At 42.4% G+C, this 13105-nt stretch carries 15 protein-coding genes and 1 tRNA gene; 15 read left to right on the top strand and 1 reads right to left on the bottom strand.

Annotated features, from left to right (window positions below; all coding sequences use genetic code 11):
* The first annotated feature begins 353 nt into the window (after positions 1-353).
* The 15 genes from BMY62_RS13455 (at position 354) to BMY62_RS16720 (ending at position 12547) form a co-directional block, all read left to right on the top strand.
* Positions 354-1115: a hypothetical protein gene (locus BMY62_RS13455; RefSeq protein ID WP_090661025.1), complete on the top strand. Its 762-nt coding sequence runs from the start codon at positions 354-356 to the stop codon at positions 1113-1115.
* A 72-nt stretch (positions 1116-1187) separates the two neighbouring features.
* On the top strand, positions 1188-3095 hold the full coding sequence (gene thrS, locus BMY62_RS13450; RefSeq protein WP_090661022.1) for a threonine--tRNA ligase: 1908 nt from the start codon (positions 1188-1190) through the stop codon (positions 3093-3095).
* A gap of 26 nt (positions 3096-3121) precedes the next feature.
* Entirely contained in the window at positions 3122-3700 is a 579-nt protein-coding gene (gene infC, locus BMY62_RS13445) for a translation initiation factor IF-3 (protein WP_371264095.1), read from the top strand.
* A 168-nt stretch (positions 3701-3868) separates the two neighbouring features.
* The gene (gene rpmI, locus BMY62_RS13440) at positions 3869-4066 is read left to right on the top strand and encodes a 50S ribosomal protein L35 (protein WP_090627658.1); all 198 of its coding nucleotides are present in this window, start codon (positions 3869-3871) and stop codon (positions 4064-4066) included.
* 11 nt (positions 4067-4077) lie between these two features.
* Entirely contained in the window at positions 4078-4437 is a 360-nt protein-coding gene (gene rplT, locus BMY62_RS13435) for a 50S ribosomal protein L20 (protein WP_090661016.1), read from the top strand.
* Positions 4438-4536: 99 nt separating this feature from the next.
* The gene (pheS, locus tag BMY62_RS13430) at positions 4537-5556 is read left to right on the top strand and encodes a phenylalanine--tRNA ligase subunit alpha (protein ID WP_090661013.1); all 1020 of its coding nucleotides are present in this window, start codon (positions 4537-4539) and stop codon (positions 5554-5556) included.
* Positions 5557-5595: 39 nt separating this feature from the next.
* Positions 5596-7962: a phenylalanine--tRNA ligase subunit beta gene (gene pheT, locus BMY62_RS13425; RefSeq protein WP_090661010.1), complete on the top strand. Its 2367-nt coding sequence runs from the start codon at positions 5596-5598 to the stop codon at positions 7960-7962.
* 196 nt (positions 7963-8158) lie between these two features.
* Positions 8159-8329 (top strand): hypothetical protein, encoded by a 171-nt coding sequence (locus BMY62_RS16240; protein WP_177170399.1) that lies wholly within the window; start codon positions 8159-8161, stop codon positions 8327-8329.
* Positions 8330-8420: 91 nt separating this feature from the next.
* Positions 8421-8729, top strand: a complete 309-nt coding sequence (locus tag BMY62_RS13420) for an integration host factor subunit alpha (protein WP_090661008.1) — start codon at positions 8421-8423, stop codon at positions 8727-8729.
* On the top strand, positions 8707-9096 hold the full coding sequence (locus tag BMY62_RS13415; protein WP_090661005.1) for a MerR family transcriptional regulator: 390 nt from the start codon (positions 8707-8709) through the stop codon (positions 9094-9096). The genes BMY62_RS13420 and BMY62_RS13415 overlap by 23 nt, the downstream gene beginning before the upstream one ends.
* A gap of 55 nt (positions 9097-9151) precedes the next feature.
* Positions 9152-9228, top strand: a tRNA-Pro gene (locus tag BMY62_RS13410).
* A 169-nt stretch (positions 9229-9397) separates the two neighbouring features.
* A complete protein-coding gene (surE, locus tag BMY62_RS13405; RefSeq protein ID WP_090661002.1) occupies positions 9398-10141 on the top strand; it encodes a 5'/3'-nucleotidase SurE in 744 nt (247 codons plus the stop codon).
* A gap of 139 nt (positions 10142-10280) precedes the next feature.
* Positions 10281-10943, top strand: a complete 663-nt coding sequence (locus BMY62_RS13400) for a protein-L-isoaspartate(D-aspartate) O-methyltransferase (protein ID WP_090661000.1) — start codon at positions 10281-10283, stop codon at positions 10941-10943.
* A 19-nt stretch (positions 10944-10962) separates the two neighbouring features.
* A complete protein-coding gene (locus BMY62_RS13395; protein ID WP_090660997.1) occupies positions 10963-11979 on the top strand; it encodes a peptidoglycan DD-metalloendopeptidase family protein in 1017 nt (338 codons plus the stop codon).
* Positions 11980-12100: 121 nt separating this feature from the next.
* Positions 12101-12547 (top strand): protein YgfX, encoded by a 447-nt coding sequence (locus BMY62_RS16720; protein WP_371264094.1) that lies wholly within the window; start codon positions 12101-12103, stop codon positions 12545-12547.
* Positions 12548-12605: 58 nt separating this feature from the next.
* Here the strand turns inward: BMY62_RS16720 and BMY62_RS13385 are convergent, their stop codons facing one another.
* On the bottom strand, positions 12606-12965 hold the full coding sequence (locus BMY62_RS13385; RefSeq protein ID WP_090660991.1) for an exosortase system-associated protein, TIGR04073 family: 360 nt from the start codon (positions 12963-12965) through the stop codon (positions 12606-12608).
* Positions 12966-13105: the final 140 nt, after the last annotated feature.

The following is a 13105-nucleotide window of genomic DNA, read 5'->3' as shown; positions in this document are numbered from 1 at the left end:
CAAGCTTGTGCTGAAGGAAGACGGCTGGGATGAATGGGACGAAGATGACGATGACGACTACGATGATGATGACGAGGACGACGACGATTATTAATTCAACCGAATTTTATCAAGTGTCGTAGCTTAGAACATCGTAAAAATAGGTGAGCGGGTTATCTTTGTAAAATTGTTGATGTTGTATCTAGTAAATTCAGGTGAATTGACTTGTGCTGACCGCACGGTTCCACCTGAGTTTACATAGGTCGTGGCGTTGCTTAAACTGACAGTTAGTGCGATACAGACTGAAAAAATGAAGTTATCTTGATTTTGTGACCCGCCATAGGCGGGTTTTTTATTTGAACTTGGGGTTGACTATGTTGCAGCATTTACCACAGCCTGGTGTTGCTTATCCACATCGTGGTCGTGACTATTTTATTGCTGGATTTACATTTTTCTGTGTTGCAGTAAGTCTGGTGATAGATGGCAGTGCCAGTATGGAAGTGCAAAATCTTCTGGGTGTTATTGCATGGGTTTTTTTGCTGGGATTGCTGGTTGGAGAAAATAAAGAAGTCAGAATGCAGGTTATTATTGCCGTTGCATTTGCAACGGCCGGTGAACATTTTGCTTCTATCTACATGGAGGGGTACACATATCGATTTGAAAATGTACCGCATTATGTGCCTCCTGGGCATGGGATGGTTTATTTAACAGCAGTTGCATTGGCGCGTTCCGGGTTTTTTCAAATGTATGCGCGAAAAATAGCAATATTTGTGTTTATTACCGGTGGTTTATGGTCTCTTTGGGGTATCAGCGGCATTCCTGAACAGGGAGACCAAGTGGGTGCATTTTTGTTTGTGATTTTTGTATTATGTGTGCTTAAAGGAAGATCGCCACTTGTTTATCTGGGCGCTTTTTTTATTTGCACATGGCTTGAGATTATTGGTACTGCCGCTGGTACATGGAAGTGGGCCTCTATTGAGCCTGTATTTGATTGGTCGCAAGGTAATCCACCCAGTGGTGTCGCTGCATGGTATTGTCTAGTTGACGCAGTAGCAATTGGATTTGCGCCAATTTTTTTACGTAAGCTACAAAAATTTAATCTATGGTATAAATCAACTATTATGAACCGTATATAGCTAATACTATTTGTGAATAAATTCTACAGAAAAATATTGTGTAACGCTGAGTTTTGGGATTGAGGAAAGGTTGTGACTGTAATAAGACTGCCGGATGGCACAGAAAAAGTTTTTGATTTTCCTGTAACCGTGTTAGATGTAGCTTCTACGATAGGACCTGGTCTTGCACGCGCTGCTGTAGCAGGCAAGGTTAATGGAAAGCTCGTTGATTTGAATAGTGAAATCGATCAGGATAGCGAACTGACGATAGTAACGGAAAAAGATGCTGATGGGCTGGATATTATCCGTCATTCTAGCGCACATTTGCTGGCACACGCAGTCAAAGAACTTTTCCCTGAAGCGCAAGTGACTATTGGACCAGTTATTGAAGATGGTTTTTATTATGATTTTTCATATAAACGTCCTTTTACGCCGGAAGATCTTGCTGCAATAGAAAAACGCATGCATGAAATTACCAAGCGGAATCTTACAATAAAGCGCAAGATATGGGATCGTTCGGAGGCCATTAATTTTTTTAAGCAACAAGGGGAGCATTATAAGGCTCAGATAATAGAATCAATTCCTGGAGATGAAGATTTATCATTGTATTCTCAAGGAGATTTTACTGACTTGTGTCGGGGGCCACACGTACCGACAACAGCCAAATTAAAGGTTTTCAAACTAATGAAAGTGGCTGGTGCTTATTGGCGAGGTGATTCCAATAATGAAATGTTGCAAAGAATTTACGGCACAGCCTGGTTGACAAAAGAGGATCAAAAAAATTATTTGCACAGGCTTGAGGAAGCTGAAAAAAGAGATCATCGAAAGATAGGCAAACAACTGAATTTGTTTCACATCCAGGAAGAAGCGCCTGGCATGGTATTCTGGCACCCAAAAGGTTGGACGCTCTGGCAGCAGATAGAGCAATATATGCGACAAATTCAGAATGACAATGAGTATATGGAAATACGAACACCTCAGGTCATTGATAAAGAACTGTGGATCCAGTCCGGTCATTGGGACAATTTTCGTGAGAATATGTTTGTTACCGATACTGATGAACGTAGCTTTGCGATCAAGCCAATGAATTGTCCGGGTCACGTTCAGGTTTTCAAGCAAGGTTTGAAAAGTTATCGAGACTTACCTATACGTTTGGCAGAGTTCGGGTCATGCCATCGCAACGAAGCATCAGGTGCTCTGCATGGTATGATGCGCGTACGTGCATTTACTCAGGATGACGCGCATATTTTTTGTACAGAAGACCAAATCCAAGAAGAAGTCGTCAAATTTATTCACTTGCTTAAATGTGTATATGCAGATTTTGGTTTCAATGACCTTCTTGTGAAGCTGTCTACACGACCGGTAAAGCGTGTGGGCTCGGATATGCAATGGGACAAATCTGAAACAGCATTAGAAGCCGCTTTGAAGGAAGCCGCTCTTGACTGGGAAGTCCAACCTGGCGAAGGTGCATTTTATGGACCAAAAATAGAATTTTCTCTTAGAGACTGTATAGGGCGTGTTTGGCAATGTGGTACGTTACAACTGGACTTTTCCATGCCTGAAAGACTGGGTGCGGAGTATGTTGCCGAAGATAATTCCAGGCAAATTCCTGTTATGCTTCATAGAGCGATTCTTGGGTCGCTCGAACGTTTTATTGGTATTTTAATTGAGAATTATGCTGGTGCATTTCCATTATGGCTTGCGCCTGTACAGGCTGTTGTTCTGAACATTTCTAAAAATCAGATGGATTATGCGCAAAAAGTTACCAAAGAGCTTAGCAGTCATGGATTTAGAGTTGATCAGGACTTGAGAAATGAGAAGATAACCTATAAAATCCGGGAACATAGCCTGCAGAAACTCCCATATCAGATCATTGTGGGTGATGCTGAAGTCAGTTCAAACCAGGTTTCGGTTCGAACCCGAAGTGGACATGACCTGGGTCAAATGACTGTGATTGAACTGGTAAATCGCTTTAATGATGAGATTGCTTTAAAGATATAATTCATTCTTTTTTAACTTATTGGAGAATTGCCATAGTACAAGAAAAGACAGCGCGCATAAATGATGAAATCGATGTGCCTGAAATTCGTTTGATTGGTGTTGATGGAGAACAGGTTGGAATAGTAAAACTAGCTGAAGCCAACGCACTTGCAGAAGAAGCGGGAGTGGATCTGGTTGAGATAGCACCAACTGCGAAGCCGCCAGTGTGTCGGTTAATGGATTATGGTAAGTTTCGTTATCAGGAAAGTAAACGTAAGCACGAGGCAAAGCTCAAGCAGAAACAGATCCAGATAAAAGAGATTAAGTTCAGGCCCAATACGGACGAAGGCGATTACCGTATTAAATTACGTAATCTGACCAATTTCCTTAATGAGGGGGACAAAGTCAAGGTCACACTTCGTTTTCGCGGTCGAGAAATGGCTCATCAGGAATTTGGCATCAGGCTACTTGAACGTGTAAGAGATGATCTTGAAATGCATGCTGTAGTAGAACAATTTCCAAAAATGGAAGGACGCCAACTGGTAATGGTATTGTCTCCGAAGAAAAAAGATGCCAAAACTGACAAAGCAAGCCAGGCTGACAATAACCCGACCACAACCACATAACTTTTTGTATTATTTGTTTAATCCATGTTTGTTAAAAAGCAGATGTGAATTTAATAATGCACTCGTAAGATGCGGTCACGTGGTTTACGTATTTCACAAGTGACTCTGGGTTGACAAGCTTTCCACAAGGGAACACCCATGGTCATATTATAAAAATGGAGGATAGAAATGCCCAAAATGAAAACCAAAAGTGGTGCTGCGAAACGCTTTAAGGTTCGTGCAAGTGGTAGTATAAAGCGAGCACAAGCGTTTAAACGCCATATTCTGACAAAAAAAACAACCAAAAATAAACGCCAATTAAGAGGAATTGCTGCAATTCATCCTAGCGATACGGCGTCGGTTCGTTCTATGCTGCCATATGCCTGAAGGAGAATAAGATGCCTAGAGTAAAACGTGGTGTAACCGCGCACGCAAGACATAAAAAAATCCTGAATTTGGCAAAAGGTTATCGTGGACGTCGCAAAAATGTTTACCGTGTCGCGAAACAAGCGGTAATGAAAGCGGGACAATACGCCTATCGAGACAGACGCCAGCGTAAACGGCAGTTCAGATCATTATGGATAGCTCGTATTAATGCTGCAGCACGAGAATGTGGATTATCTTATAGCGTGTTTATGAATGGCTTGAAAAAAGCTAGTATTGATATTGATAGAAAGGTACTGGCCGATCTCGCAGTTTTTGATAAGCCCGCATTTGAGAAAATTGCCGAACAAGCCAAAGCCGTCCTGGCGACTTAATTCAGTGACACTATTTTTACAGGGAGGTTGGGTTCGGCCCAGCCTCCCTTTTTGTTGTGAAATGTAAAGACTGTATGCCCGATTCGGATTTGACTGCACATGAGAAACTTGGATGAAATCGTAGATGAAGCAACCGCGTTATTCAATTCAATAGATGATACCGCTGAATTGGAACAGGTCAAAGCGCGCTATCTTGGTAAAAATGGAGAATTAACTGATTTATTAAAAGGACTGGGTAAATTATCCGCAGATCAACGTCCAGCAGCGGGTCTACAAATAAATCAGGCCAAGGATCAATTAGAGAATTTATTAAAAAACCGTCGATTGTTACTTCAGGAAAAAAAGCTGGAAGAAAGGTTAAAGGAAGAAGCACTGGATGTCACAATGCCCGGCCGAGGATATGGTAAGGGTGGTCTGCATCCAGTAACCCAGACGCTTAACAGAATTGAGTCTATTTTCCATTCAATTGGTTATGAAGTAGCTTCCGGTCCGGAAATCGAGAAGGATTTCTATAACTTTACGGCACTTAATATTCCGGAGAATCATCCAGCGCGTGCCATGCATGACACATTTTACATCGAGAATGGCGATCTGTTGAGAACGCATACCTCGCCTGTTCAAATCCATTTTATGCTTGAAAATGAGCCACCAGTAAAGTTGATTGCGCCAGGCCGTGTTTACCGTTGTGATTCAGATGTAACTCATACCCCGATGTTTCACCAGGTTGAAGGTTTATGGATTGATGAACAAGCCAGTTTTGCTGCCTTAAAAGGTGTCCTTGCAAATTTCATGGCCTGTTTTTTCGAGCGGGATGATTTGTCTGTACGATTTCGGCCTTCATTTTTTCCCTTTACTGAGCCGTCTGCAGAAATGGATATCAGTTGTGTGAAATGCAATGGCAATGGCTGCCGGATTTGTAGTTATACAGGCTGGCTGGAGGTGCTGGGCTGTGGCATGGTTCATCCAAATGTGTTGAAGCATGTTGATATAGATCATGAACAATATGTTGGATTTGCGTTTGGCATGGGTGTGGAAAGACTTGCGATGTTAAGGTATGGCGTTGGTGATCTAAGGTTGTTTTTTGAAAATGATTTGCGCTTTCTGAAACAATTCAATTAATTCTTTTATTTCTATTTGATTCTAATCAACTAAACTCTAATGAAGTTTTCCGAAAATTGGCTTCGCACCTTTGTCAATCCGAACTGCACGAGTGATGAACTGGCGCATACGCTAACTATGGCCGGTCTGGAAGTTGAAGCAGTTGAACCAGTTGCAGATTTATTTGATAAGGTCGTTGTAGCAGAAGTACTATCAGTCGAAAATCATCCGGATGCAACCCGCCTAAAAATTTGCCGGGTTAATGTAGGTGAGCATGCCAAAGAGCCGCTCCAGATTGTCTGTGGCGCACCTAACGTATGCGCTGGGATAAAAGTGCCTTGCGCACTGGTTGGCGCCGAATTACCAGACCTGGTGATTAAAAGTGCGAAACTACGTGGCGTACAATCTTTAGGGATGTTATGTTCGGCTCGTGAGCTTGGCCTTGGCGAAGCTGCTGATGGTTTGCTGAAATTGCCAGGGACAGCACCTGTGGGGCAGGATTTTCGAACGTACTATGAGTTGAATGACCAGGTTTTTACATTAAGTCTTACACCAAACAGAGCGGATTGTCTGGGGGTGTATGGCGTGGCGCGCGAAATTTCAGCTATTACTGATACACAACTGTCGCCTTTTGAGATACCGTCAGTTAAAACAGAGATAGAGGACAGTCTTGATATACATATAGATGCACCAGCTGCCTGCCCGCTATATTGTGGACGAATTATGCGCGATATTAATTGCGGTGTGGAGACGCCATTATGGATGAAACAGCGGCTGGAGCGCAGCGGTCTCAGATCAATTAACACGGTTGTGGATATTACTAACTATGTATTGCTTGAAACGGGTCAGCCGATGCATGCGTTCGATTTGGCGAAGCTTGATAGTGCCATACATGTTCGTTATGCTAAAAAGGATGAAACAATACAGCTACTGAATGAAAGTCAAGTGACGTTGACAACAGATATGCTGCTGATTGCCGATGACCGAAAACCGCTTGCACTAGCCGGTATTATGGGTGGGCTGGATAGTGGTGTTAAAAATCAAACCAGTGATATTTTCCTGGAGTGCGCTTATTTCGACCCGGATACGATTTCGGGGAAATCATTCAGACTCGGTTTTAGTTCTGACTCATCATATCGATTTGAACGCGGCGTGGATTTTGCCGCAACACGCAACATACTGGAGTACGCTACGGATTTAATCAAATCGATTTGTGGCGGCAAAGCAGGGCCTATAACAGAACAAAAAGGTAAATTACCGCAACGTTTGCCGGTTTCAGTTCGAACCAGCAGGATACAGCGTGTTCTGGGTATTGTCTTGGAGAAGACACGAGTTGCTGAGTATCTATCTCGTCTGCAGTTCGATTATACCGAGAGAGATAATGAGTTTACTGTTACACCCCCAAGCTATCGGTTTGATCTTTCCATCGAAGAAGACTTTATCGAAGAGGTGGCGAGGATTCATGGCTACGATGAGATACCTGCGCAGCTGCCAAAAGCCGAGCTAAGAATGTTGCCATCTCAGGAATCTATGCGTGTGCCGGCTCAAATCAAACAAATGCTTGTCTTGCGTGATTATCAGGAAGTTGTGAACTATGCGTTTGTCGATAAGGCATGGGAAACGGAATGGTTGCAAAACCAGGATCCTATTGCATTAAAAAACCCAATTGCAAATCATCTCAACGTGATGCGCAGTAGCCTAATGAGCGGATTGATCGCTAATTTGCAGTTTAATCTGAATCGAAAGCAAGAAAGGGTACGTTTATTTGAATTGGGTTGCTGTTTTGAAAAAAGCGCTACCGAGCAGTATCTGCAGATCGAAAAACTGGCCGGTCTCGCATATGGCAATGTGTTTCCAGAACAGTGGGGTATATCAGCACGTTCAGTTGATTTTTACGACGTAAAGTCGGATATTGAGATGTTTTATCAGTCTCAAGAAATTTCTTTTCACGCAGTTCAGCATCCTGCCTTTCATCCAGGTAAATCCACGCAAATCATGATGGGTGCTAAAAGCGTTGGATGGTTAGGTGAACTGCATCCTCGTCTGCAGAAACAACACAATTTGTCTCGCCCGGTTATCCTCTTTGAGCTGATACTGGATAGCCTGTTGCCGGTACCACTTGCGCAAATTAATGAGATACCCAAATATCCGGCAGTCAGACGTGATGTGGCTGTTATTGTCGATAATCAGATGCCAGTGCAGACAATCCTGTCAGGCTTGTATGAAAAAATGCCAGAAATCGTTACAGAAATTGTGCTTTTTGACGTATATCGTGGCAATTCTGTTGGTCAACATAAAAAAAGTCTGGCATTCAAAGTGTTGCTGCAGAATACCCAAAAAACATTAACTGATGATGAAGCCGATGCTGCAATATCCATTTTGCTTGGGATTTTGGAAACAAAATTTGGTGCAACACTGAGGGATTAAGTGCAAATAAAGGTTGTTTAAATTATGCAGCCTGTCTTTATATGGCCACTGTAACGTCATTGAAAGAACTTTCTTATAAGTTGCATTCCAAAGAATGAGCCACACAGATACTGGTTGGCTGATATGTCAGTTGAAGGCGGCCAGAGTTTTGTAAGTAAAAATGCGCTTTAATTCATTTGATTGAAGTTGTTATACTATGGTATTTGGCTATCATGCTGTGCAAAAAGCAAAAAGCAAAAAGCAAAAAGCAAAAAGCAAAAAGCAAAAAGCAAAAAGCAAAAAGCAAAAAGCAAAAAGCAAAAAGCAAAAAGCAAAAAGCAAAAAGCAAAAAGCAAAAAGCAAAAAGAGACGGTTTATGAAGCCTTGATTGATTAGAAACGTGTCTGAATGATAAGTCAGAATATAAGCTGTTCTTAGCAACAAGAATTCTAATTTAAAATTATGTGGAGAAGAATAATATGGCTCTTACAAAAGCTGAGCTAGCTGATTTGTTATTTGAAAATGTTGGACTCAATAAGCGTGAAGCTAAAGATATGGTTGAATCGTTTTATGAGGAAGTGCGTGTCGCACTCGAAAAGGGAGAAGGAGTAAAATTGTCAGGTTTCGGAAATTTTCAATTGCGTACGAAACCACAGCGTCCCGGCAGAAACCCTAAAACCGGAGAAGAAATACCCATCACGGCACGTCGTGTTGTTACTTTTCATGCCAGCCAGAAACTAAAAAACATGGTTGAGCAGAATTATCATGGAAAGCAAAAAAACAAATAATCAATTTCCACCGATTCCTGCAAAACGTTATTTTACGATTGGAGAAGTAGGTGAGTTGTGTGGTGTCAAACCGCATGTTTTGCGTTACTGGGAACAGGAATTCACACAACTAAAACCTGTTAAACGTCGAGGCAACCGACGATATTATCAGCACCAGGAGGTTTTGCTGATTCGGAGAATCAGGGAATTACTGTATGACCAGGGATTCACGATAAATGGAGCGCGCAACCGGCTTGAACGAAACATGCCTAATTCGCAGTCTACTCAGGAAACAGTTAAAAAATTATCCTCGCAAACCCCGGTCGATCTGAAATATATTCGAAATGAAATTAAAAGCATACGTTCTATTTTGCTTTCCTCGACATAAATGTAATTAAAGCCATAATTTTAGTTCAGTTTAGTTTGCTATAATAACGGGTTTCCGGGGCGTAGCGCAGCCTGGTAGCGTACTTGCATGGGGTGCAAGTGGTCGGAGGTTCAAATCCTCTCGCCCCGACCAGATTACATATGGGTGTAGAACAGTTTTTCTTGCTTTTGAAGTGTTATTGGTCTGCCTGGGTTTTGAAAATAACCGTGTCCCGGATTTACGGGATTACATTTATTCTGCTTATTCTATGCGCAAGATTCTTCACAGATTAATTTTTTGTAAACGCTTTTGAGTTCAATCAATGCGTATCCTACTTAGCAACGATGATGGTTATTTTGCACCCGGGCTGGCGTGCCTGGCAAATGCTCTGGAAAGCGTTGCAGAAATTACCGTGGTTGCGCCTGAGCGTGACAGAAGCGGGTCAAGCAATTCTTTAACACTGGATCGCCCGTTAAGTCTGCAACAGGCGCATAATGGCTTTTATTTTGTCAATGGTACGCCTACAGATTGTGTACATTTGGCGGTTACAGGCATGCTGGATGTATTACCGGATATGGTTATCTCGGGAATTAATCATGGTGCCAATATGGGAGATGATACAGTTTATTCAGGAACGGTCGCTGCAGCAACTGAAGGATTTCTGCTGGGAGTGCCCTCGTTAGCAGTATCGCTGACTGATGTATCAAATGGACATTACACGACTGCTGCACGGGTTGTGGTTGATCTTGTTAACCGCTTCAAGAAAGACAAACTGAAGATTCCGATATTGTTGAATATCAACGTTCCGGATATAGAGTATGAACAGCTTCAAGGCATGCGAGTAACACGATTAGGGAGGCGGCATAAGGCTGAACCTGTCATTAGAGCCATAAGCCCACGAGGGAATACTGTCTATTGGGTCGGCCCAGCCGGACCAGCCCAGGATGCCGGCAAAGGTACAGATTTTCATGCAGTGCAGTTTAATAATGTTTCTATAACGCCATTACAGATTGATCTGACGCGTTTTGATCAAATGGAATTCGTTTCGCAATGGCTTGGAAATTAATAAGAGCATATTTTCCAATTTGTTTACAAAGGCTTGAATTCCTTGGTCAGCAATGAAATACTTTTTTATTCAAGTTTTTCAGCAGTCAGGCTATCGTAAAATAATTCAAAATGATATTCATCTGAATGGAAAGTAACCTGTGAGTATTCATCTTTCAGGCATAGGTATGACGTCACAACGGACGCGAATGCGAATGATCGAGCGTCTGCGAAATCAGGGGATAGGTGACGAGATTGTATTGTCAGTCATGGGCTCCGTCCCGCGCCACCTTTTTATTGAAGAAGCATTGGCAAGCCGGGCTTATGAAGATGTTGCTTTGCCAATTAATTACGGACAGACAATTTCCAGTCCCTGGATTGTTGCACGAATGAGTGAACTATTACGTGCAAACGGTTCGCTGGATAAGGTGCTTGAAATAGGGACTGGGTGTGGATATCAGACTGCGATACTGGCGCAGCTGGCCCGTCAGGTGTATTCTATAGAACGAATTGGTCCGTTATTGACGCGTACCCGCATACGCTTGCACAAATTACAGATTCGTAATATTCATTTGAAGCATGCAGATGGTTTGCGCGGATTGCCTGAAGTGTCTCCGTTTGATGGTATTATCATGACTGCTGTCACAACGCATATTCCGAATGCCTTATTGGAGCAGTTAGCAATAGGTGGGCGAATAGTTTTTCCTAAAGGTGTTCAGAAACAGAACCTGTGTGTGATTGAACGAAATGTGCAGGGGTATATTGAAAATGTCCTGGAAGAGGTCAATTTTGTACCCATGCTGTCCGGTGTCATCAAATCATAGTGATACTGAGGAAATTACAATGGAAAATCATCAAATACAATTGAAAGACAGAGCTTTCTCGGTAAAAATCTTCTTTGCTGTCTACTGGTTGGTACCGGCTTTTTTTCTCCTTGGCTGCGAGACGACCAAGCCACCAGCCCCCGTTGTTGAACGGACAGTATCGCCTGAAAAAGCTGCTGTCAGTCTTCAAGATGATAAACAAATCGATCGCTTTTATATAGTGCAGAAGGGAGATACTTTTTACAGTATAGCGCTTAAACATGGTATTGATCAGAAGGAACTTGCTGAGTGGAACAATATCACCGACACCACAAAGATCAAAACAGGCCAACGTATAAACCTGTCTGTTCCTTCAAAAAAAGCCGAACCGACATTATTTGCTGTTCCACAGCATTCAGAGATGCCTGTTGTGGACCCAAGCCTGGATTTGCCTGGTATCGCACCAGGCGCTACGGTAGCTCCAGCATATGATACTGCTGCTCAACAAATCAAAACATACCCTAAAGCTTTAAAATTACCGTATTCAGAACAAAATGTGGCCCGGCTGCAATATTCCGTTAATCCGGCTTTAACTCAACCTCAGACAGAATATTCATCTTCAGGAACACGGATTGAGAATGCACCGGAAATGGTTGGATACAGAACCGATACGCCGTCAAATACATCCGAGGCTGATTGGATATGGCCAGCAACCGGAACATTATTGTCTTCGTTTTCTAACAATTCAAAAGGTTTGAAAATATCAGGGCAGACAGGCCAACCTGTTCTGGCCACTGCAGCTGGTGAAGTGGTTTATAGTGGTAATGGCCTGCGCGGCTACGGTAACCTGATCATCATTAAGCATAATGATACGTTATTAAGCGCATATGCCCATAACAGTAAATTACTTGTGAAAGAGGGTGAATCAGTTGTACAAGGACAGAAGATAGCAGAAATGGGTGATACAGACACAGACACACCTCAATTACATTTTGAAATCAGAAAACATGGAAAACCAGTTGATCCACTTGAATTTCTGCCTGCCAGTTCGCAATAATATCCATTTCCTGGATTGTAACGGGTTATCCTGATTCAACTAGCACCTGTAGCTGTTCTAAATATATCGTTATTTTCAAGCGTGTGTTACCTCCATGTCTACAGAATATAGGTGATGCATTTTGTTGAGGGTTAAGCTGGGGCCTTCCAGATTGTTGGTTGCTATACTTATTGTCACACATTCTGCAGCTGCAGTAATTGTCGGATTGTTGTCTGTTACAGTGGCGGCAAAATTGGCTGGCATGCTGGCATTAATTGTCAGCTTGTACTTCTATATCAGGTGTGAAGCATTACAAATTTCTGGCCGCTCAGCGGTTTTGTTGGAGTTTACTGACAAAGTCATATGTAAGCTGAAAACAAAAAATGGTCAGAACTTTGAATACAGGGTATCCGAATCGACTTTTGTGTCACCTTATTTAACCGTATTGATTTTGAGGTCACGCCATTCCCATTCCTGGTCAACACAAAGCATCGTTATATTACCCGATGCAATTAATTCTGAGGAATTCAGACGACTCAGAGTTCTGTTGCGATGGAAATGGAAACAGTTAACAAATAAAGGCGCATGAAATAACCGACTGCTATTTCATGCGGTGTATTTTAATGATGGATTACTCTTTATTGCCTTTAGCGCATTTGCCAGGGTGTATAAGTAGTTTCTCGGTCAAAATTGTCCCAGATATACGCCGGTCTAATGACGGGTGTGGTTGGCACCAAAAAAGTCGCTATGTCCAATGCGCCGGCAAGACTGCGTCCAACACTGTGAAACAGACCGGTAAAAAAACCGGCTGTCATGCCGTATGTTGCACCATGTCTGCGTCCCGTTATCATCATGGTTTTGGGGATTTCAACAACTCCTGTAACTGCGTTGGCAATTCCGTTACCAAGCTTTTCACCGACCTTGGTCGGATAATTGTGTGCCAAAGCAAAATTAGGAATACATAATATTGTCCCGAGTACTATTAGCATATAAATGTTTTTTTTCATGAGTCACCCCTCTGAATTATTGAAAATTGTAGTGCCTGGTATTTTGTCTGCCTGACTAGAGATGGGGTCCTTCGCAATATCTCTGTAAAACTGCATGAAAGCCTGAATATCCTCAAATATAATTAATTCTAGTCAGTGAA

It is taken from the genome of Nitrosomonas marina (genome assembly GCF_900111605.1).
GTDB lineage: Bacteria > Pseudomonadota > Gammaproteobacteria > Burkholderiales > Nitrosomonadaceae > Nitrosomonas > Nitrosomonas marina_A.
The sequence above is the reverse complement of the archived record's forward strand: the minus strand, read 5'-3'. Positions and strand labels throughout refer to the sequence as shown.

Coding starts and splice junctions, on each gene's coding strand:
- BMY62_RS13455 (WP_090661025.1), top strand. CDS start 354: ATGTTGCAGCATTTACCACAGCCTGGTGTTGCTTATCCACATCGTGGT.
- rplT (WP_090661016.1), top strand. CDS start 4,078: ATGCCTAGAGTAAAACGTGGTGTAACCGCGCACGCAAGACATAAAAAA.
- BMY62_RS13415 (WP_090661005.1), top strand. CDS start 8,707: ATGGAAAGCAAAAAAACAAATAATCAATTTCCACCGATTCCTGCAAAA.
- BMY62_RS13385 (WP_090660991.1), bottom strand. CDS start 12,965: ATGAAAAAAAACATTTATATGCTAATAGTACTCGGGACAATATTATGT.
- surE (WP_090661002.1), top strand. CDS start 9,398: ATGCGTATCCTACTTAGCAACGATGATGGTTATTTTGCACCCGGGCTG.
- pheT (WP_090661010.1), top strand. CDS start 5,596: ATGAAGTTTTCCGAAAATTGGCTTCGCACCTTTGTCAATCCGAACTGC.
- BMY62_RS16240 (WP_177170399.1), top strand. CDS start 8,159: ATGGTATTTGGCTATCATGCTGTGCAAAAAGCAAAAAGCAAAAAGCAA.
- BMY62_RS13395 (WP_090660997.1), top strand. CDS start 10,963: ATGGAAAATCATCAAATACAATTGAAAGACAGAGCTTTCTCGGTAAAA.
- BMY62_RS13420 (WP_090661008.1), top strand. CDS start 8,421: ATGGCTCTTACAAAAGCTGAGCTAGCTGATTTGTTATTTGAAAATGTT.
- rpmI (WP_090627658.1), top strand. CDS start 3,869: ATGCCCAAAATGAAAACCAAAAGTGGTGCTGCGAAACGCTTTAAGGTT.
- pheS (WP_090661013.1), top strand. CDS start 4,537: ATGAGAAACTTGGATGAAATCGTAGATGAAGCAACCGCGTTATTCAAT.